Annotated in this window: 25 protein-coding genes; 1 reads left to right on the forward strand and 24 read right to left on the reverse strand. The window is 60.4% G+C overall.

Annotated elements, in window-relative coordinates; all coding sequences use genetic code 11:
- Positions 1-387 precede the first annotated feature (387 nt).
- The 24 genes from CFB34_RS09415 to CFB34_RS09530 form a co-directional block, all read right to left on the reverse strand.
- A complete protein-coding gene (locus CFB34_RS09415; RefSeq protein ID WP_089442732.1) occupies positions 388-693 on the reverse strand; it encodes a hypothetical protein in 306 nt (101 codons plus the stop codon).
- Positions 694-937: 244 nt separating this feature from the next.
- Positions 938-1,699, reverse strand: coding sequence for a hypothetical protein (locus CFB34_RS09420; protein ID WP_089442731.1), 762 nt, complete (start codon positions 1,697-1,699; stop codon positions 938-940).
- A complete protein-coding gene (locus tag CFB34_RS09425; protein WP_089442730.1) occupies positions 1,696-1,965 on the reverse strand; it encodes a hypothetical protein in 270 nt (89 codons plus the stop codon). The genes CFB34_RS09420 and CFB34_RS09425 overlap by 4 nt, the downstream gene beginning before the upstream one ends.
- Entirely contained in the window at positions 1,962-2,549 is a 588-nt protein-coding gene (locus CFB34_RS09430) for a hypothetical protein (protein WP_089442729.1), read from the reverse strand. Before CFB34_RS09430 ends, CFB34_RS09425 begins: the two co-directional genes overlap by 4 nt.
- A complete protein-coding gene (locus CFB34_RS09435) occupies positions 2,546-2,710 on the reverse strand; it encodes a hypothetical protein (RefSeq protein ID WP_179243719.1) in 165 nt (54 codons plus the stop codon). The genes CFB34_RS09430 and CFB34_RS09435 overlap by 4 nt, the downstream gene beginning before the upstream one ends.
- 290 nt (positions 2,711-3,000) lie before the next feature.
- Positions 3,001-3,474, reverse strand: a complete 474-nt coding sequence (locus tag CFB34_RS09440; protein WP_089442727.1) for a hypothetical protein — start codon at positions 3,472-3,474, stop codon at positions 3,001-3,003.
- Positions 3,475-3,654: 180 nt separating this feature from the next.
- Positions 3,655-5,553 (reverse strand): DNA polymerase, encoded by a 1,899-nt coding sequence (locus tag CFB34_RS09445; RefSeq protein WP_089442725.1) that lies wholly within the window; start codon positions 5,551-5,553, stop codon positions 3,655-3,657.
- Positions 5,554-5,556: 3 nt separating this feature from the next.
- Positions 5,557-6,252, reverse strand: a complete 696-nt coding sequence (locus CFB34_RS09450; protein WP_089442724.1) for a hypothetical protein — start codon at positions 6,250-6,252, stop codon at positions 5,557-5,559.
- A 297-nt stretch (positions 6,253-6,549) separates the two neighbouring features.
- Positions 6,550-7,038, reverse strand: coding sequence for a lysozyme (locus CFB34_RS09455; protein WP_089442723.1), 489 nt, complete (start codon positions 7,036-7,038; stop codon positions 6,550-6,552).
- Entirely contained in the window at positions 7,035-7,280 is a 246-nt protein-coding gene (locus tag CFB34_RS09460) for a hypothetical protein (protein WP_089442722.1), read from the reverse strand. The genes CFB34_RS09455 and CFB34_RS09460 overlap by 4 nt, the downstream gene beginning before the upstream one ends.
- Positions 7,281-7,293: 13 nt before the next feature.
- Complete coding sequence (locus CFB34_RS09465) at positions 7,294-8,961, reverse strand: DnaB-like helicase C-terminal domain-containing protein (protein WP_089442721.1); 1,668 nt, start codon at positions 8,959-8,961, stop codon at positions 7,294-7,296.
- 7 nt (positions 8,962-8,968) lie between these two features.
- On the reverse strand, positions 8,969-9,154 hold the full coding sequence (locus tag CFB34_RS09470) for a hypothetical protein (protein ID WP_089442720.1): 186 nt from the start codon (positions 9,152-9,154) through the stop codon (positions 8,969-8,971).
- Positions 9,155-9,781: a helix-turn-helix domain-containing protein gene (locus tag CFB34_RS09475; protein WP_089442719.1), complete on the reverse strand. Its 627-nt coding sequence runs from the start codon at positions 9,779-9,781 to the stop codon at positions 9,155-9,157.
- A 118-nt stretch (positions 9,782-9,899) separates the two neighbouring features.
- Positions 9,900-10,358 carry an N-acetylmuramoyl-L-alanine amidase gene (locus CFB34_RS09480; RefSeq protein ID WP_089442718.1) on the reverse strand — a complete coding sequence of 153 codons (459 nt, stop codon included), beginning with the start codon at positions 10,356-10,358 and terminating at the stop codon, positions 9,900-9,902.
- On the reverse strand, positions 10,358-10,552 hold the full coding sequence (locus CFB34_RS09485; RefSeq protein WP_089442717.1) for a hypothetical protein: 195 nt from the start codon (positions 10,550-10,552) through the stop codon (positions 10,358-10,360). Before CFB34_RS09485 ends, CFB34_RS09480 begins: the two co-directional genes overlap by 1 nt.
- Positions 10,553-10,562: 10 nt before the next feature.
- The gene (locus tag CFB34_RS09490) at positions 10,563-10,763 is read right to left on the reverse strand and encodes a hypothetical protein (protein ID WP_089442716.1); all 201 of its coding nucleotides are present in this window, start codon (positions 10,761-10,763) and stop codon (positions 10,563-10,565) included.
- The gene (locus tag CFB34_RS09495; protein ID WP_089442715.1) at positions 10,760-11,167 is read right to left on the reverse strand and encodes an endodeoxyribonuclease; all 408 of its coding nucleotides are present in this window, start codon (positions 11,165-11,167) and stop codon (positions 10,760-10,762) included. Before CFB34_RS09495 ends, CFB34_RS09490 begins: the two co-directional genes overlap by 4 nt.
- Complete coding sequence (locus CFB34_RS09500; RefSeq protein WP_089442714.1) at positions 11,167-11,865, reverse strand: DUF2815 domain-containing protein; 699 nt, start codon at positions 11,863-11,865, stop codon at positions 11,167-11,169. The genes CFB34_RS09495 and CFB34_RS09500 overlap by 1 nt, the downstream gene beginning before the upstream one ends.
- Before the next feature lie 20 nt (positions 11,866-11,885).
- The gene (locus CFB34_RS09505; protein WP_179243720.1) at positions 11,886-12,041 is read right to left on the reverse strand and encodes a hypothetical protein; all 156 of its coding nucleotides are present in this window, start codon (positions 12,039-12,041) and stop codon (positions 11,886-11,888) included.
- Positions 12,038-12,391 carry a hypothetical protein gene (locus CFB34_RS09510; protein ID WP_089442713.1) on the reverse strand — a complete coding sequence of 118 codons (354 nt, stop codon included), beginning with the start codon at positions 12,389-12,391 and terminating at the stop codon, positions 12,038-12,040. Before CFB34_RS09510 ends, CFB34_RS09505 begins: the two co-directional genes overlap by 4 nt.
- On the reverse strand, positions 12,388-12,648 hold the full coding sequence (locus tag CFB34_RS09515) for a hypothetical protein (RefSeq protein ID WP_089442712.1): 261 nt from the start codon (positions 12,646-12,648) through the stop codon (positions 12,388-12,390). Before CFB34_RS09515 ends, CFB34_RS09510 begins: the two co-directional genes overlap by 4 nt.
- Complete coding sequence (locus tag CFB34_RS09520; RefSeq protein ID WP_179243721.1) at positions 12,645-12,806, reverse strand: hypothetical protein; 162 nt, start codon at positions 12,804-12,806, stop codon at positions 12,645-12,647. The genes CFB34_RS09515 and CFB34_RS09520 overlap by 4 nt, the downstream gene beginning before the upstream one ends.
- Positions 12,807-12,867: 61 nt before the next feature.
- Positions 12,868-13,107 (reverse strand): hypothetical protein, encoded by a 240-nt coding sequence (locus tag CFB34_RS09525; protein WP_089442711.1) that lies wholly within the window; start codon positions 13,105-13,107, stop codon positions 12,868-12,870.
- A gap of 111 nt (positions 13,108-13,218) precedes the next feature.
- On the reverse strand, positions 13,219-15,642 hold the full coding sequence (locus tag CFB34_RS09530; RefSeq protein ID WP_089442710.1) for a DNA-directed RNA polymerase: 2,424 nt from the start codon (positions 15,640-15,642) through the stop codon (positions 13,219-13,221).
- Between the two features lie 1,007 nt (positions 15,643-16,649).
- On the opposite strand from CFB34_RS09530, the gene CFB34_RS09535 reads away from it, so the two are divergent.
- Positions 16,650-18,164, forward strand: coding sequence for an acetyl-CoA hydrolase/transferase family protein (locus CFB34_RS09535; protein ID WP_089442709.1), 1,515 nt, complete (start codon positions 16,650-16,652; stop codon positions 18,162-18,164).
- The last annotated feature ends 1 nt before the right edge of the window (position 18,165 follow it).

Below are 18,165 nucleotides of genomic sequence, written 5' to 3' on the forward strand. Positions count from 1 at the left end.
TTGGCCATCGGATTGGGCGTCTGCGGCGGCGCTACCGGTTGCTGCTTGGGAGCGTTCGGTGCGGACATGCACATAGGGAGGAACCTCAGGAGGGGTCATTAGCCTCTGCGAACTTCGCGTGCAGGACTTCGACTAAGCGGCGCTCTCCGACCTTGATCCAGAGTTCCTGAAGGGAATCTTTTGGGTCGGGGAGGCGTAGGGGATACAGCTCATCAAGGGCCTTGAGTAGGTCAGGGCTGATGAGGCTGCCAATGCGGGATGAGAGGGAATCAGACATACGCCCTATAAAGCATCAGTTAATCTGCAAAATTGGCGTAGAGCGAGAGTCGGGGTTTAGGATGACTAACCCGCTGAACCCCAGTGCTTTCGGGCCTCAGCGGGAACCGCTTAGTCTTCCAGCTTTCCGTCGATGATGAACTGCTTGTACATCTCCAGCGAATGGATGGCCTTGTCCAGGTCCTCCAGTCGCTTTACTCGGTCGCCCTTCTTACGGGTGATGTACTTGATGGCCGTGTGCTGACACGCGTTCAGTCCATTGGCCACCGAGTACTCCATCGGTTGAATCGCCAGGCCGGTGTAGTGCGAGCCGCCCACCTGCCGGGTGAGTGCTGTGACCTCATCGGTGATGACCACTTGCGGGCTCTCCCCGGAAAGCGAGTCGGTCTTGATGGGCTGCCACTTGGGAAGCTTCACTGCCTTGGGGTTGTCCCAGCACCATTCCAAGCAGCCTACGCAGTGCGGGGGGACTCGTCCTTGTACGTGGTGAGCACACGTGTTGCAGTCTCGTTCTTGGCTCAAGCTTGGTCCTTGTAATCGTTGCAGAGGGCTGGGGTGGTGAACCACTGGATCACTGCTCGTTCCTGGACTGCGCACTGGACCGCCCCATTGCTGAGGTCAATCTTCCCGTGCTTGCAGTCCAGGCAGGTCTTGCCGTTCTTTACTGCGGGTTCCAAAGAATCACTTCCTGTTTCTTGAAGTCGTAATCAGTAGCGCGGCAGATGCGCGCCACACGTGCCTGGAGAAGGGCGTCATCCACCTTCAGCCCCTTACGCTCATACGCAGCCACTACAGCCTCCCAGCCGCCTTCCTTGAGGATGGCCTCAGCCTTCACCGGGCCAATCCCAGGGCAACCCTTGTAGCCGTCCGTGGTGTCCCCGATGAGGGTCTGGTAGAGGTGGAAGTAGTCAGCCTGTTCCTCAGCAATGAGACGCGGCTTGGTGTCCTTAGCGGGGTTCCAGAGCCAGCCGGGGATGGTCTGGAGGTCCTTGTCTTCGGACACGATGATGCGTTTCCCAGGGACCAGCTTGGGATGCGTGGAGAGGATGCCCATGATGTCATCAGCCTCCATCGTGGGTTTCCGGTAGCTACGGTAGTGCTCCGCAAGGTAGTCCTTACAGGCACTGAGGTAGACCGGCCGCTTCGAGTAGTCGCGGTTCGCCTTGTATTCCGGGTAGATGCCGATACGCCAGCCTTCCTCGGTGGGGCACGAGAGGCAGATGATGAGGTCGTCTGCCTTCGTCTTCGTCAGGTACTCCTGCATCAGCTCATCGAGCCGTGGAGCTACCTCTTCCCATTCGTCTACCTGGAGGCATTCAGTTACCTCCCCGGTCTCGTCGTCTTCGAACTTGAAGGCGCGCTGAGCCGTGGAGGCAATCTTGAATGCAACGATGTCCGCGTCGATGAGAAGCGTGGTTGTCAACCTTCCACCGCTTCCCACTGGGTGACCATCACCTGTACCGGCTTCACCTCATTGGCTTCAGTGTCACCATACTCGTATTCGCTCCAGTAGCTGCCTGAGCGGTTCTGATGGATAGCGTAGAACTTGCCCGTATGGGTGTCCTTCACGATGTCCGTTCGGAGCTCGTACTTACCATCGGACTCCCACGCTCCGCGCTCAACTTCCTCCAGCCGTTCGTCCTCGTCATCGAAGAGCTGGATGACTTCAGGGATGCTCAGGGCGCTCATGCGAACACCTCCGTGTACTCCCGGAAACGGAAGGGCACGTACAGGCTGAACTCCGGAAAGCGCTCCTTGAAGCGTTCCCAGCGACGCATCGAGCGGTCGAACTGGTGTTGGTCTTCGCAGTGCGAGAGGGTGAATTGCTTGCTGGCAGCGTCATCGAAGAACGCGCCAGTGAAGCCATTCTTCCCTGCACCTTCGTACCAGCACTGGCAGATGCCGAAGTCGTGATGCTTCACGCGGTCCAGCGGGTCCATGCCAGGAGCCAGTACGATGACCTGAACCGGAACGCGATGGGTGTTCGCGGTGTCGAACGGGTCACTGGAGCTAGTCACCCCGTACACGTGAGAGACTTCACTCTGGCCAACCTCACCGATGTACTCAGCGGCCAGGCTGGGGTTCACGTGGAGGACGCCGAACGCGGCCTGGAGCTTGCTGACCACATCCGGATCATGGGCAACGAACACGTCGATGTCCTTCACCTGTTTGCCCAGGATGTGGTCACGTACTGCGCCGCCTGCGATGAGGCCCTTCACGCCTACTTCCTGGAGCTGCGCCAGGATGCTGTCAAATTGCTCGATGAGATTCATTGATGGCAGTCCTCCAGGCGTGCAACGAGGTCTTCCACGATGTTGCAGCCAACCGCGCCATCCATGAAATAGTCGTCAATGCCGATGCCCGCGTCGTCGCAGTGCTTCAGCGCTTCCTTGATTTCGGCAAGCGTGAGGCCGCCGTAGGTCTTCTCGTTCACTGTCGTGCTTTCCTCATGACTGATTGTGTGGTTCCCCATGCAGTCAGCGCAGTTCGCGCTAAGGCGCACCGTTGACTGATGGTCAGGGGTTGTCCGTTGAGTTCCGTAGCGATGCCCGCGATGGTGAGCTGGCGGTGCGCTTCCAGGAGTTCGGCCGTGTGGAAGGCCATGAGCTGACTCTGGGTCATGCTCACTTCGGGTCCTCCTGAAACTGCTCAATCCGCGCCTTGTCCGCGTTGCACGAATTGAGCTGGTTGTCATACGCCTTGATGCAGTCCGCCAGGTCCCCGTTAGTTCCCAACCGGCACACCGCTGGCTGCGTCCGTGTGGTGAGACTTTTCGGGATTGCTACCGTCTTGGTCTCGGTGACAATCGGAGCTGCTGACTGCGGTGCGTTCGCACAGGCTCCGAGCAACAGCAGTAGGAACGGGCTCAGCAATCCAGCGTTTCGCATCCACGTCTTGCCCGCTCGTCGCGGCCAGCTCACGATGAAACTGGGTGTTGTCTTCATGAATCGATTGCTCACTTCGAGCTTTCTCCTGGGTGATGGTGTCGAGCTGCTGTAGCTTCTTCACGGCCACTTCCGTGGCACTCGAAGCCTTCGCAGCGTCAGCCTTCAGGGCCACGTTGGTGTCCTTGAGCTGCGTCGTTTGGATGACGTTCTGGTTATGCTTGTGGACCGCGTAGGTTCCGATGCCCAGCAGAGCGAGGGCTAGCACGATGAGCCCAATGGTGCGGATGCAGAAGGACTGGAAGGGGATCACTGATAGACCTCCAGCCAGGCCTTACCCTTGCGGGTGGCGAACCATTTGCGGCCATACGTACCGCGCTCCTGCTCGGTCGTGATGAGGCCCATCGACGCGGCCATCGCTACGTATCCAGCGTTGATCCGAGCGAAGTCACACTGGAGGCTGAAGCCCCCGTGCTGCGCCACTGACAGGACTTCAATGAGTCTCTGCCCAGTTTCGGCCGATTCCGTACTCTCCATCGAGCGGGCACTTGAACTTGAAGTACTCGCCAGCTTTTTGAATTGCCCGGACAGCCAGCTTCCCAACTGTTTCACCATGTTCTTCGTCTACCTCGATTTGCCATTCGTCGTGGACATTCGCGACGAACTCGTAATGAACCCCCGGCACGAGACCCAACGCTTGGATGTCAGCGTCGAGAATGCACAGGGCCTTTTTCATCTGGATTGCGCCTGCGGATTGCAGGAGGGTGTTGAGCGCGGAGTGCTGCGAGCGGATGTGCAAGATGCAGCCATCGAGACCACGGAGGAACCCGCGTTTCTTGACAGCCTTCTTGACACGCTCCACCAGCTTCCCGAGGGCAGGGAGGTTGCGCATGAAGTCGGTGCGGGACTTCTTCCCACGGCTCCGTGCTTTCTGTCCCTTGACTCGCGTGAGGATGAAGCCAAGCTTCTCGTCACCGGCCCCGTAGATGAACGCGTAGAACCACGTCTTGGCGATGTCACGGCCACTCTCGCCATCGAAGTACTTGCCCTTCGGGTCCAGGCCGAGAGCCCGAGCGTTGACCGAGTGGATGTCAGTGCCCTGGCTCTTGTCGCCCTCCAGGACCACCTTCACGTACTCACCGCCGTCATACGCGGCCATGTAGCCAGCGAGGTCACGGAGCTCCAGCGCGGCAGCATCAGCACCAACCAGAACCTTTCCCTTAGGGACCACGAAGAGGGCACGGCACTCCTTCCCAAACGGGGAATAGCTGGCTGGCACTTGGCCCATATTCGGGCGGCTGTGGGTCATCCGCCGAGTCACTGCGCCGTTCGGATTTACCGAGCCGTGCATGCGCCCGTTCTTCTCGTTCTTCAGCCACGCTTCCTTACCTTCAGCGAGCTGCCCGAGGCGCTTGCACACCATCAGGTACTTCACGAGCGCCTTGGCTTCCGGGTACGGGAGCTGGCTCAGGATGGTTTCATCCACCGTGGGCTTGCCGTCCTTACCGAACTCGTCAGGTCTCCACCCGTACATCCTCCGGAACCACATGGCGATGTGGTCACGGCTGCCAGGGTTGAACTCGGTGAGCTTGATCTTCTGGAACGGAACGCCAGCCACATAGCCGCGCTTCTTGTCATCCCGCTTCGGAGTGAAGAGGGGACCATCACGCATCCACATGGGCTTGAAGACAGACGCAAGTTCCTCTTCGGTCTTCAGCTTCTCTTTGACCAGGAGGGCCAGCAGACGAGCTGCCGCTTCCTTGTCGAACATGAAGCCGTACCGCTCTTGACGGGAGAGAATCCAGGCCACGCCATGCTCAATCGCGATGGCTTCCCGCGAGTACTCCTTGCTCTCCAGCTTCAGGAACAGCTTCAGGGTCACTGCCGTGTCCTGAACGCAGTAGTCCTCCATCGCCTGGTTCCAGCGCTCCCACTTGCGCTTCTTGCGTTCGGCCTCGTCAGCGATGTTCGGGTCGCCTTGGTAGTCGCCCTTGTAGTCACCCAAGCGATAGCCCCAGGCCTCCAGCGATTGGCGCTTGCGGAGATTGCCAGGGAGCTTGCCTTTCTCGTACAGCTTGGTGTCGATGTCCCAGAGGTCCGGATAGACCAGACGCGCGTACACCAGCGTGTCAATGAAGCGGTCGGGAGAGGTCGGGAGGGAGAACCAGGGGTACAGCTTCTGGATGGCTGGGATGTCGTAACTGATCCCATTGTGCCAGGTCGTGAAGTCCGCAGCCATCGCCATCTGAAGGCCAGCTTCGATGGTCATGATGGGGGACTGCGAATTGAAGACGTGGACTTTGTTGGTGTCGATGTCTCTCAGGACGATGCAGTGAATCTGCGTGATTTCGTCAAGGAGGCCATCGGATTCGATGTCACCTACCAGACGCATCCATTACCACCCGTAGGATGAATCGGTGATGTACACCTGAGCGTTCGAGCGGAGCTCGTTCTGGACTGCGTGGCGGCTGTTCCGTGTGATACGGATGAACCAACGGAAGCCGCGCTGCTTGGCAGACTGTCCGCGATGCCACGAGTGAACGTCGAACTCAGCAATCTGGAATGACTTCACCGTGATGGCGGTCGGAGGTTTAGCGCGCGCCACCGTGTTGAACAGATGGTCCGCTGTCCGGTAGAAGTTCCGGCCGCGTTCCAGCTCTCGCTCAAAGTGCGGCTGATAGAGGCCAACGTCTCCAGTCAGAAACTCGGTCAGGCTCTCCGTGCCCACATCCACGATGCACAGCAGGTGCTCGGTCACGTACTCCGGATTGAAGATGTCCGGCTGGCCTCCCCAGCGGCTCTGATCGCGCGGAGCATCATCCGTATGCCAGCCAGGGATACACGGATACATTCCAGGCATCAGCATGTGATGTCGTGAGTCCACGATGCAGCCTTCGAGAGAGCCCCAGATGTCCCGCGCTGCTGCCAGGAAGTCCTGGGTAAGGAGGTCTCCGTGGCTCTCAGCGAACCCTGGGTCAGCCCGGAAGAACATCGGTTCCGCCTTGATGAGGTCAGTGCGGAACGACGCGGCCGTGTGGGTGAGGGGCATCAGCCCGTCATGCAGCTTCACGCCGCTGTAGTGAATCGACATTCGCTCTCTCCTTCGAGTAGCAATCCAAATGAAAAAGGGCCACCATCAGGTGACCCTTGTGCTGTCTTGTGTTGTTGGACAGCGGAAGCAGAAGGCGGCAGTGCGCGACCTCCTACCTCCACGGTAGGTGCTCTTACCGTTCACTCATGGTTGGCACTTCGGTTGACGGTTAGCTAGACCGTCTTGCTAGTCCTTCCATGACCTACTAGGCGCTACTCATGCGCGTTCTGTGTCGGCCTTGTCCCGTGCATCCTTCGCTCCTGAGCTACACCTTCCGCTTCCGCTGTCCTTTACTGCTTACTTCGGGTAGTGCGCTCCCAGCAGGAACAGCGCGCGCTCCGCATCACGCCTCTTCACGAGACCCGCGAGAACCTTACCGCCCGCATAGACCCACTTCGGGAACTCTGCGGCTGCACCTTCGATGTCTCCAGCGTTGAGCTTCTTGAGCAACGTGGAGTTCGCGAGCCGACCAGCGCCGAGGTTGAACGTGAAGTCCACCAGCGCATCGAACTCGTCCTGGGTGAGGTCGGGGAGACCGTCCGTATCGGCATCCCCAGCGCGGTCAAGAGTGACCAGGCGGTTGACTGCTGCCGCTGCCTTAGCGACATCCTGGAGAAGAAGCTGTTCAGCTCTCTCCTGGGTAATCGTCAGGCCCCTGTAGACATCAGGTCCGGTGTGGCCGTAGCCAATCGTCCAGACGCCAACAGAGTCCTGATAGGCGGTCAGCCTGCAACCTTCGAATTGCTCCGTGAGTTGCAGGCCGGTTTTGCTATAGGCGAACGTCACTGCTTACATTCGATGCGGACGTTGCCCACCAGAATGACCTTGCGGCCCTTGGTGTCGGTGAACTGGACCGTTGAGTTGGTCGAGTTGAAGTACGGCACTTCGTTGGCGTCGTACTGGGCAGGCTGGAAAGACCCGCGCGTTTGCTCGATGAAGCAGAGCGGCTGCGCCGGGTCACTACGTGCATCAGGAGAGCACGCAGCAGCCATGCCAGCAAGCGCCAGCAAGGCCACGAGCTTCAGCATGTGTACGTTCCTTCTAGAATGGGATGTCGTCTGAATCCCAGTTGGTGGTTGGTGCGCTGCTCGTCTCGTCATCGAACGGGTTCCCGTCCAGGACCTTCAGGAGCCCCGTCTTGGAGTCGTATGCGAGATAGATGACCTGGCCTACGGCCTGACCCGTGTAGCGGTCCTTGAGGACACGGAAGGTGGTAACGCCGCGCAGCTTCTCGTCGTCAGCCTGCTGGTCCCGTTCAAGGCCAAACATGTAGTACGACCAGAAGCCAATCGCGCGGGAGCCCTTGAAGTGGCGAATGGTTACCCGACCGCCTTCCTCGTGGCTCTTGCCTTTCTCCGGGGTGGTCAGATGGGACACGAAGGTGATGATGATGTCCAGCTCTTTCGCCAAGCCAGCCATCTCCTTCATGATCTGCTCCAGGCTTCCCTTCTCGTCCTCCGTGTCTGCCATCGCCGTGAGGTGGTCGATGTAGATCACGCGGATGCCTTCAGAGACCGCCATGAAGCGCACCTTCGCCTTCACTACGTCCCATTCGGTCTCACCGAACGAGTCGTACATGACCAGCGCATCGGCAGCTTCGAGCTCGTCTACCGCCTCATCGAGCTCTTCAGCAGTCCAGCCATCGTCGGGGACATGGAAGCGTTTCCCCTTGAGCTTCCCTGCGATGCGCTTAGCGGTCTCGGTGGGGGCTTGCTCCAGGAAGATGGTGCCCACCCTCAGCTTCAACACCGAGATGTCATAGGCAATCTGCTGGGTCAGGAGGTCAGTCTTGCCCACGCCAGTGCCCGCACCGACCCCATAGATTTCCCCGTAGCGACGCCCGTAGGTCAGGTCAGTGAGCTCCTGGAAGCACCACGCAAGGCCCACCTCAACGGGCTTGCGGAGCTGCTCCTTGATGTCCTTGATGCCCACCAGTCCATCCGGCCGGTAGCTCTTGGCCCCCCAGATGGCGTCGATGACCTCCGACCCCCGGCCCGCCAGCAACATCTCGTTCGGGTCCTTGAACCCGTTCGGGAGGCTGGCGAGCTTGCACTTACCGGGAGTGAAGAGGGGAGCGCACTCGGCCATCGCAGCGAGGCCAGGCTCGTCCATGTCGAACAGCAGCACGACTTCTTCGAACTGCTCCAGCCACTCCAGGTGTTTCTGGAGGGCCTTCTTAGCGCCCTGAGCGCCGTTCGGAACGGACACCACGGGCCACTTATTGCCCTGGAGCTGAGAGACCGTCATACAGTCAATCTCACCTTCCGTGACCACTACCTTCTTCCCGCCATCACGCCAGAGCTGCTGGCCAAAGAGGTCAGCGCTCTTGAAGTCCCCGAGCGTGACAAAGTTCTTGTCAGCGTCACGCATCTTCTGGGCCACGAGCTGGTTACCGCTGAAGTACGGAGCAAGCTGTACCGTGTTGCCACGGCTGCTGGTCCCTACCGTGTAGCCGAACTTGGCGCACGTGTCTTCGGTGATGCGCCGCTTGGGCAGGGCGCGAACCTCACCGTCCAAAATCAAATCCTTCGCCACCTTTCTCCCTGATGTGTTGCGGGGTGGAACCTCACCACCGTCAGTAGGTGGCTCCCAGTGGCCACAGCCTTGGGTGAAACAGAAGGCGTGCCCATCGGAGTAGCGCGCAAGGTTGTCCTTACTGCCACACTTAGGGCACGGCTCTTTCTGTAGGAACTCGCTGTCTTCAGCCATCAGCGGCTTAGTCGAGCACGCCCTGGTTCTTCAGGGAGTTGTACGTGCGGAAGCTGATCTTGGTCGACCAGCCGCGCTGTTGGTCACGCGAGAGTCGCGGCTTGAAGCGGTAGAACGCTGCACTGACTTTCGCTGCCAGGTCGAGATTCTTGCCGAGCCGAGCACGGCCGAATGCGTTGTGAATGGCGCTCATTTACAGCACCTCCAGCTCAGCGGCCCTGTAGATGCCGAGAGGACCACGGTCCTGCTTAACCTCAATCGGGTAGCCGGCGCATGGGTAATCTGTGCGAGTCACCGTCCCTTCCAGCCGTCCCTCCATCGGGTGCAATGAGCGAACCCGAGCGCCAACCTTCAGCTCCTTCACGGGCTCCACGAGGTCCAGCTCACTGGCCGTGAAGTAGTCATCTCCCATGCGTCCTTCGAACTTCGCAGCAATGGGCCAGGAAATGTGCGCTTTGCTGATGCGCGTGATGACGCCCTTGCGCCCCTTGAAAACCGCCGCGCCCGAGCTGCCGTACGTGTCGTTCACGACGACCTCATCTCCCGCCTTCAGCTCACGCTTCGGGGCCTCTTCAGCCTTCGCTTCCGGGGCGTCGTTGACCACCTTGACCAGCGTGTAGCGCGCGTAGGTCTTGCCGTTCGGGTCCTGCTTCGTGTCCGTCTCGATGTTCAGGCCGCGCTTGCGGAGAACGCCGATGGCCGATGCCAGGCGGAACAGGCCGAAGTTGCTCAGAGCCTCCAGCGCGGTGATGCTGCGGCCCGATTCCAGGTACTGCTGTACCTTCTCGACGCCGCTCTTTTTCTTAAAAGGCTTGCTCATGTGGATTCCTTTGGATGTGTGTATCCCGCCCACTGATGTGTGGGAACGGGACCGCCTAAACAGGACTTAGTTGATGGAGAGAACCAGCGGGGACTTGAAGAGGCTCTTCAGCCAGCCTTCAAGCCGCGCCATGAATCGGCTGCACATAGCCGGACTCCTTCAGGAACTGCTGGACATCGAAGTTGGGGCACTCAGTCTTCGCGTTCGGAAGGTCGCGGTGGCCCACAACGATGGCTTGGGGGAACTTCTGGTGCAGCATGGCGATGAGCTGGAGAAGGTTCTCGCGCTGGTCCTTCGTGAAGTTGTCAGCGCGGTTGCCTTCTTGATCCATCCCTCCCGCCATGCAGATGCCAATGGACTTCGTATCGAAGCCAGGTGCATGAGCTCCGACCTGATGCAGCTCACGGCCGGTCTCGATGTTGCCCTTGCGGTCGATGACGTAGTGATAGCCAATCCACAACCGGCCTTTCATCCGGTGGACTCGCTCCATGTACGCCTTATCGACCTTCTGGCGCGGCTTGGTGCTGGAACAGTGGACTACGATGTAGACCACCGATGCGGCGGTCAGGGCGGACATCAGCAGGCGCTATCCACGCCAGCTTCCTTGAAAGCTCGGAAGAGGTCCCAGGAGAAGTCTTCAACCTCCTGAGTGATGCTATCGCCGCCTTCTTGCAGACGGCTGCTGCGGTCGATGATTGCTTTCAGCTTCGTCGCCTGATCGCCCGACAGGACAATCTTCACGTTGCCATTCTGGGTGTGTTTGACTTTCATCAGGCCTCCATCAGAACCACGTGTAGACGCCGTGCAGGATGCCCAGCGGGGCAACCAGCAGACCCACGAAGGCCACCAGCGTTTCCAGCGTGATGCCTGCGGACATGTGCTTGAACGCCCAGATGACGTTCGTGACATAGCCCGAGATGCCCAGGATGGCCATCAGCAGGCCAATGAGGATGACGCTTGCTTCGAACTTGTGATTCTTCACTTCAGTTTCTCCTTGAGCCACGCATCAGGAACCCACTTGTCCGCGTACTGGAACCCGTTCTTGTCGCACCACATCGCATAGGTCGTCTTACTGGCCTTGCTGATGGTGGTCTTCGAGCGGGTGAATACGAATCGGATGTCGAGCTCCGGGTGCTGCTCTTTGATGAGTAGGTGTTTCTTCCGGTCTGCGGTTTCGAACCGCCCCTTGGTCTCGATGTAGATACCGTTGGGGAGCCGGAAGTCAGGGGTGTACTTGTGCGGGGTCGCTGGGGTCACGTAGGGAATCTTGTCTTCCTCATACGCGGCAACCACTCCAGCCTGGCGAAGCTGTTCAGCAATCGCTTCTTCCAGGCCAGAGCGATACGCGGCTTGAACGTGCCGCGCACCGTAACCAGCACGAGCCATCAGAACTCGTCAGGCTCGTCCGTGGTGCCCGTATCCGAGCCACCAGCGTCATCGTCCGTGCCGTCTTCCGGGAACTCGTTGGCTTCGTCGTAGCCTTCTTCCTGGCCGAAGCCAAAGCTGGATGCGGAACGCGAGCCCTCCGAGACCAGCTCCAGAATCTGGACAGCCTGGAGGCGCAGCGAGAGGCCGGCCGCGCCGGTTCCCGGGATGAAGTACGGGCTGGCTTCGAACGAGACCTTGCCCTCCGTGCCACCCCAGATGTTCGGCGGGTTCTTCAGGGCCACGCCCTTCGCGTTGAAGATGGCAGGCTTGCGGGTCCACGGCTTCTGGTCACGCTTGCTGACACCGGAGGCCTTCATCGAGAACTTGAAGATGAGGTTGCCGGTCGGCTCTTCGGTCTCCTGGTCATACTCGGTCGAGTACAGGTCGTTCCTCGTGACCTCCTTCAGCTTCTTGCGCTGTTCGACCTTGAGGCCCTTGAAGGCTTCTTCAGCGGCTTCGATGGCCTTGTCGTACTCGGCCTGGAGCTTGCTGATGAGCGGCTTGGCTTCCTCTTCGGTCAGCACGAGCTGCACCTTGTACTCGCCGTCCGGCTTCGGGAACTGGTCGTTGCCGTAGTCCGGCTTGGTCAGTGCGGGGTAGCGGAAGATGCCGCGCGGGGTGTTGCCCTTGAGCAATTTCGGTTTCTTGTCTGCCATGTGATTCTCTTGTGGATTGCTTAGCGCGAACCAAGCATCGTGAGGTGGTAAGTGCGTTCGGCCTGGTCGGTGTCGATGCCTTCAGCTTGCATCTTCATGAACAGGTCAACGGGGAGGGGATTGCCAGCTTCCCAGTGGGGTTCTGCCTGGGCGCAGAGGTGGTCGTAGAGGGTCACTGCGGCTCCTTCGTCCAGCCATCGCGGACAAGCCACATAGCCAGCTCAGCGGGTCCCGCGCGGTGGGGAATAATGTGGCCATAGGCTTCAGCGCCGAGCTTGAACTCGCTGCGGTCCACTCCCAGGAGCGAGAAGAGTCCGCTATCTCCGTACTGGATGACGGTCTTGACTGCGGTGAAGAGCTTCCGCTTCTGGTAGAACTTCGCGCCGGGAACGATGTCTTCGGGCTTGATGCTGTTCCGAGCCTTCTCCAGCTCATTTTTCAGCGCCTTGATGAGGGTTTCCTGGCCTTGGATTCGGTCATGCGCGATGCGAATCTCACGTTCGATGGTTTCAACACTTCGGCTCACTTCAGTTCACCTTTTACGTAATCCCGCAGAGCCTTCATCTCGCGGGTAAAGAATCCGTCAGCGTCTTTCGCAACACGCTGAGCCTTGTTGATGAGCTCGCTCGGGTCCAGCTTCAGTTCCTCGCAGAGGACCGAGAAGAGAACCGCAGCGCCCATCACCTGTTTCGCGGGGGCCATCGTCTGGACCGCAGAGACAGCCGAATAGGCAGCCTCTACGGCATGAAACGAGACCACCGAGTTGAGCTGGTCCCGGTTCAAGCGTCCACCAGATAGCCACGCATGCGGAGCTCGAAGTCAGCCTTCAGGGCTGCGAACGTGAGGAAGCCGTGGGAACGGGCGAAGCGGTTCAGCTTGCGGGTGCCTTTGCGGCCGGGACGGTTGCCGCCAACGGTCGTGAGAGTGCGGACGGTGATCATGGGGTGGTCCTATGTGGTCTGGAAATTTGTGAAGACGGTTTGGTAGAGCGAGAGTCGGGGTTTAGCCCTTGAAGTCCTCCAGGAGCTTTTCCATTAGGGCTGCGCCCATCTCTCGATGGATGAGCTGCTCGATGTACTCGCGGCATCCGCTGGGGTTGCTGTTGACGAGCTCAGCCAGGGCCATGTAGGTGGAGGTCAGTACACAGCCGGTCTTGATGGAGCCGACGAGAGCGCGGACCTCGTAAGAGATATGGCCGTTGACCTCCTGGCCCCATTCGGCTTTCAGAAGACGGACGTTCATTGACCTCCAGAAAGAGAAAAGCCCCCAGCGAATTGCTGAGGGCGGTTTGGTAGAGCGAGAGTCGGGGTTTAGTTTCTATCCAAAATGAATCACATCCTCAAGTGGATCGCATCAGGCGAAAAAATACTCGGAGTCCATGACACCCTCCAGGTCCAGGGAGCCACATGGAGGCAGCTCGGGCAGCTTAGCGGCCAGCTCCGGGGTCAACTGCTCAGCGAGCTGGTTGCGGAAGTCACCCAGAACGTCAGCCGTGTACTGGTCCACGAAGGCGCGCTTCAGGCAGAACCGAAGGGTCTCAGCGAGCCCTGCATGAGCACCGTATGAGTCGTGGATCATCGCGAAGCTGTTCACTCCGCGCTCCAGGCAGTAGACCACGGTACGCATCATGTGGGCCGCGTCCAGGGAGTGGATGAAGTTCGGGGAGATGCCCGCAGACTGCTTGCGGCCATCCAGCTTGTCGCCTTCGTCCTTCAGCATCATCCGCACGCGCTTCCCGGATACGTGAAAGTCCAGCTCCTTGCCGACCATCTGGCGGTAGTCCTGGAGAACCAGCAGGCCGCTCGGGGTTACCCAGCGAACCGGCAGGGAATCCGAAGCTGCCACCTTAGCGGCATCCCGGAGCCAGTCCATTGCGTGGTGAGCGGCCACCACCACCTTGCCGATGGCCTGGTAGTTAGTGTCGGCCAGGTACTGGCAGTCCTTCAGTTCAGCGGCCACGTCCTCACCCTCAGCGCGCATCTTCTGAAACACCGCTTCAATCTGCTGGCACATGCCACGCTTGGTAGCTCCGTAAGGGGTCGTCATGGTGTTCGGCTTGGACAGCTTACGGGACATCTTCCCGGCCCACTTCAGACCCATAGGCGAGCCCTCAGCGGCATCCTGAGCCATCAGCGCGTTGGCTGCCTTGGCGACCTCCGAATAGATGTCACTCGGCCGATCAGCAGGCAGAAGACCAACCGCAGCGCCGCCAACTTCATCGCGCAGCAGCGCGGAGAAGTTCTGGAGGCCATTGCAGGCTCCATCCCAGGAACACGGGAGGTGCGAGAGGAAGTCATCCTGAGCATGGCCCAGGTCCACGTGGTTCATCAGCGCCAGCCACTCGAAGCAGAACGCCAGGAACATGTAGGGGCTGTCCGCTTCGGCCCACCAGCGGGAACCATCGAGAGGATTCAGGGCAGCCTCGCGGATTTGCTCCTGGTGGTCTTCCACCCACTGGATGCGCTCATCGAAGGTCACCTTGTCGATGCCGAAGGTGTTGGCTCCGTGGATGGCCAGCCAGCGCGCGCCGTTCTCCCCAAGCGGGTAGCCATCGGAGAACTTCAGGAGCGCCTTGTCGGAGTCCGAGCCCTGCGGATTGAGGAACGTGGTCACCGGATAGGCACGGCCACGCCAGTCCAGGTTATGGACGAAGTAGAAGCGCTCGATGTGTTCGAACTTCTCAGCCATCCACAGCTTGGAGCTCATCCCAGCGCGCTTGGAGGCGTTACGGATGTTGTTTTCATAGACCACCGCAGCTTGCTTCTTCCAGGCCTTCAGCTCTTCCGGGTCCGGATTGTCCTGGTCGAAGGTCCGAGCGGGGAGCTCCTGGGGCTCACGTGCGGGAAGCTTGCCCATCCGTCCGCCACCATCCCAGACCTCACGCATGACATCGAAGACCTCCTTGTTGATTGCCCACGGGGTCTCCTGGAGCGCGTTGACGGTCTGGTAGACCATCGGCATCTCAACTTGCCTCAGGTCCTCCAGGTAGTTCCGGTTGGCCGTCTTGATGAGCGGGAAGCGCATCTGCTTGGTCAGGTAGCCACCACCGAACGGGCCCGTCCAGGGGAGCGGCTTGACCACCATCGGCATGGCCATCGGGCTCATCAGGGCACACCGAGCGTGGCCGTTAGCGAGCCACTTAGCGGTCTCTTCGGATGGCGTGACGATGAGCGGGGTGTCATTCGGGCCGCGCACGTACTCCTTGATTTCCACCAGGCCCGTGGCCTCAGCGAACAGGTAGATGAGAGTGGTTCCCAGGCGCATCTTTTCCGCCTTGCCCCACTTGATGGTGGCCACCTTGGCGAACTTCTGCTGGACCCTCAGGACGATGTGGCGGTGGCGCTCGTCACGGCTATGCTGAATCTTCTTCAGGAGCTGCTTGTAGAGTCCCGGCTCGGCCTCCTTGAGGGCATCGAAGTTCAGACAGTCCTCCAGTCGGTTGGCGATGTCCCCAGCCACCGCTCCAATCACGGACATCTTGCCCATGTGGTTGAACACCACCTTGGCGGTGATGTAGGCCACCAGCTTCCGGTCTTCGAACTGGTCCAGGTACTTGATGATGCCCACCGAGCGGGAAGCAGCACCAGCCAGCCCATCTTCAATGAACTTGTCCACGGCCACCGCAGTGGGCTCGATGGCTGCCTTCATGAGCTTCAGGCCTGGGGGCAGAGTGTCTTCTCCGTTCCCCATCTGTTCGTTGTAGCGCTTCACCCCAAGGCCAATGGCTTCCTCTTCCAGTTCGATTTGCAGGGCGTGGAGGTCGGTCGTGGTCATCATGATTGTGATCCTTTAGTGGAGCTCTATGGGCAAAGAAAATCCCCTCCACGTCGATGGCGTAGAGAGGACTGGAAGCGCGCCTTCAGTCAGGCAGCGCGGGAACCGCAACTATACCGTAAGACATCCCCTAGTGGATACCTTGCGGGTATCTTAAGGGTAATCCTTAGGGGAATCTTTAGAGATGTCGCTATCGCTCCCGCGAGAGTCGGGGTTTAGACGCAAAAAAGCCCCGCCGGTGTGACCAGACGGGGCTCTGAAGGGCACACTGTTGGCACAGTGTGACCAGTTAGGATGCTCCGGGGAGTGGCTGGACGGGCCTGAAGGCTTACCCAGCTTGGCTCCTGAGGATGAAACGGCCAGAGCTCATACGGAATTGTAATTTGGTGCTTTTTATTCGATCAATGTCCTGACATGAAGGAGTGTTACCGCGTCTTGTCGCGACCGGCCGGCCGAAAAACGCGTGCGCGAAAGGGTGGCCAAACGGGGCGACGGCATCCGTATTCCAGTGTGGTTCGCGTCGCGCGACTGTCAAGGGCGGACGGGCCTCACAGGCCGGTGCGGCGGTGCGTTTCGCGCTTGCTGATGCGCATCGCGCGGCGCGTGCGCGCTTGACGTGCGTCAGGTCGGGACAAGCCGCATCGGGTGACAATTGGCCGCGCCGGACGGGCGTCGGTCATTGCCGATCCGCAGGCGATAAAGCGCGGTGGAAATTCGTCGATTGATGCGCGTGAGTTGTCGATCGGTCACCGTCTTTCTATCCGATGCTTTCGTGTACCTTTCGTGGGCCTTCGATTTAAACGGCGCGCCTGTCACAGAACGGTCGTTCGATACCCGGCAAATCCGGCAAGGATCTTTTGCATTTAGCGGACATTTCGCGGCGATGGCCTCTGCGATACTCCGACCGTGCCTGTGGTGCCGGCCGCCCCTCGCGGCCCCAAGGGCTTCATGTCGCTCAGGAGACACCCCCCGCGACGTCAACGACAGACCCCACGCGTCAGAAACCAGCCATGTCTTCATCACGCATCCTCGCTCCCGCCCTGCGTTCGCTCGTCCGCACCGCCGACGAAGCCGCCGCGCTGATCCGTCCCGGCATGACCGTCGCCATGAGCGGCTTCACGGGCTCCGGTTATCCGAAGGCCGTCCCGGCCGCGCTTGCCGCCCACATCGACGCAGCACACACGCGCGGCGAGGACTTCCGGATCAACGTACTGACGGGCGCGTCGACCGCGCCGGAACTCGACGGCGCGCTCGCCCGCACCAACGGCATCTCGATGCGCCTGCCGTACCAGTCCGACCCGACGTTGCGCGACAAGATCAACGGCGGCGAAGTCGACTATCAGGACGTCCACCTGAGCCACGTCGCGCAGTACGCCTGGTTCGGGCTGTACGGCGATCTCGATGTCGCGATCGTCGAAGTCGCGGGCATCCGCGAGGACGGGCTGCTGATTCCGTCCGCGTCGATCGGCAACAACAAGACCTGGCTCGAACGCGCGAAGCACGTGATCCTCGAGGTCAACGCGCGCCAGCCGCTCGGTCTCGACGGGATGCACGACGTCTATTACGGCACCGCGCTGCCGCCGCACCGCAAGCCGATTCCGCTGACGAAGAGCGACGACCGGATCGGCGAGCCGTACCTGCGCTGCCCGGCCGACAAGATCGTCGCGATCGTCGAGACGGATGCGCCGGATCGCAGCAATGCGTTCTCCGCGCCGGACGCGACGTCGAAGCAGATCGCGCTGCAACTGATCGACTTCCTGCGCCATGAAGTGAAGCGCGGCCGCCTGCCGGAAAACCTGCTGCCGCTGCAGTCGGGCGTCGGCAACATTACGAACGCGGTGCTCGCGGAGCTCAGCTCGGCCGGCTTCTCGAACCTGACCGCGTACACCGAAGTGATCCAGGACGGCATGCTCGACCTGCTGCAGGACGGCACGCTGAGCTTCGCGTCGGCCACCGCGCTGTCGCTGAGCCCGGCCGCCGTGCAGCGCTTCGCCGACGAAATCGCGACGTTCCGCGAGAAGATCGTGCTGCGCCCGCAGGAGATCAGCAACCATCCGGAACTCGTGCGCCGGCTCGGCTGCATCGCGATGAACGGGATGATCGAGGCCGACATCTACGGCAACGTGAACTCGACGCACGTGATGGGCACGAAGATCCAGAACGGCATCGGCGGCTCGGGCGACTTCGCGCGCAACGGCTACCTGTCGTGCTTCATGTCGGCGAGCACCGCGAAGGGCGGTGCGATCTCGCGGATCGTGCCGATGGCGAGCCACGTCGACCACACCGAGCACGACGTCGCGGTGGTCGTCACCGAGCAGGGCCTCGCGGACTTGCGCGGCCTGTCGCCGAAGCAGCGCGCACGCAAGGTCATCGCGACCTGCGCGCATCCCGACTACCGGCCGATGCTCGAGGATTACTTCGAGCGCGCGTCGCGCGAAAGCTTCGGCAAGCACACGCCGCACCTGCTCGCCGAGGCGCTGTCGTGGCACGAGCGCTACGTGCGCACGGGCACGATGAAGGCCTGAC

This window comes from Burkholderia sp. HI4860 (assembly GCF_002223045.2).
GTDB lineage: Bacteria > Pseudomonadota > Gammaproteobacteria > Burkholderiales > Burkholderiaceae > Burkholderia.

What these genes read in the sequence shown, in the direction of transcription:
- CFB34_RS09425 (WP_089442730.1), bottom strand. Translation starts at nt 1,965, where the DNA reads ATGAGCGCCCTGAGCATCCCTGAAGTCATCCAGCTCTTCGATGACGAG.
- CFB34_RS09430 (WP_089442729.1), bottom strand. Translation starts at nt 2,549, where the DNA reads ATGAATCTCATCGAGCAATTTGACAGCATCCTGGCGCAGCTCCAGGAA.
- CFB34_RS09445 (WP_089442725.1), bottom strand. Translation starts at nt 5,553, where the DNA reads ATGCGTCTGGTAGGTGACATCGAATCCGATGGCCTCCTTGACGAAATC.
- CFB34_RS09450 (WP_089442724.1), bottom strand. Translation starts at nt 6,252, where the DNA reads ATGTCGATTCACTACAGCGGCGTGAAGCTGCATGACGGGCTGATGCCC.
- CFB34_RS09460 (WP_089442722.1), bottom strand. Translation starts at nt 7,280, where the DNA reads ATGCTGAAGCTCGTGGCCTTGCTGGCGCTTGCTGGCATGGCTGCTGCG.
- CFB34_RS09465 (WP_089442721.1), bottom strand. Translation starts at nt 8,961, where the DNA reads ATGGCTGAAGACAGCGAGTTCCTACAGAAAGAGCCGTGCCCTAAGTGT.
- CFB34_RS09470 (WP_089442720.1), bottom strand. Translation starts at nt 9,154, where the DNA reads ATGAGCGCCATTCACAACGCATTCGGCCGTGCTCGGCTCGGCAAGAAT.
- CFB34_RS09475 (WP_089442719.1), bottom strand. Translation starts at nt 9,781, where the DNA reads ATGAGCAAGCCTTTTAAGAAAAAGAGCGGCGTCGAGAAGGTACAGCAG.
- CFB34_RS09480 (WP_089442718.1), bottom strand. Translation starts at nt 10,358, where the DNA reads ATGTCCGCCCTGACCGCCGCATCGGTGGTCTACATCGTAGTCCACTGT.
- CFB34_RS09485 (WP_089442717.1), bottom strand. Translation starts at nt 10,552, where the DNA reads ATGAAAGTCAAACACACCCAGAATGGCAACGTGAAGATTGTCCTGTCG.
- CFB34_RS09495 (WP_089442715.1), bottom strand. Translation starts at nt 11,167, where the DNA reads ATGGCTCGTGCTGGTTACGGTGCGCGGCACGTTCAAGCCGCGTATCGC.
- CFB34_RS09500 (WP_089442714.1), bottom strand. Translation starts at nt 11,865, where the DNA reads ATGGCAGACAAGAAACCGAAATTGCTCAAGGGCAACACCCCGCGCGGC.
- CFB34_RS09520 (WP_179243721.1), bottom strand. Translation starts at nt 12,806, where the DNA reads ATGATCACCGTCCGCACTCTCACGACCGTTGGCGGCAACCGTCCCGGC.
- CFB34_RS09525 (WP_089442711.1), bottom strand. Translation starts at nt 13,107, where the DNA reads ATGAACGTCCGTCTTCTGAAAGCCGAATGGGGCCAGGAGGTCAACGGC.
- CFB34_RS09530 (WP_089442710.1), bottom strand. Translation starts at nt 15,642, where the DNA reads ATGATGACCACGACCGACCTCCACGCCCTGCAAATCGAACTGGAAGAG.
- CFB34_RS09535 (WP_089442709.1), top strand. Translation starts at nt 16,650, where the DNA reads ATGTCTTCATCACGCATCCTCGCTCCCGCCCTGCGTTCGCTCGTCCGC.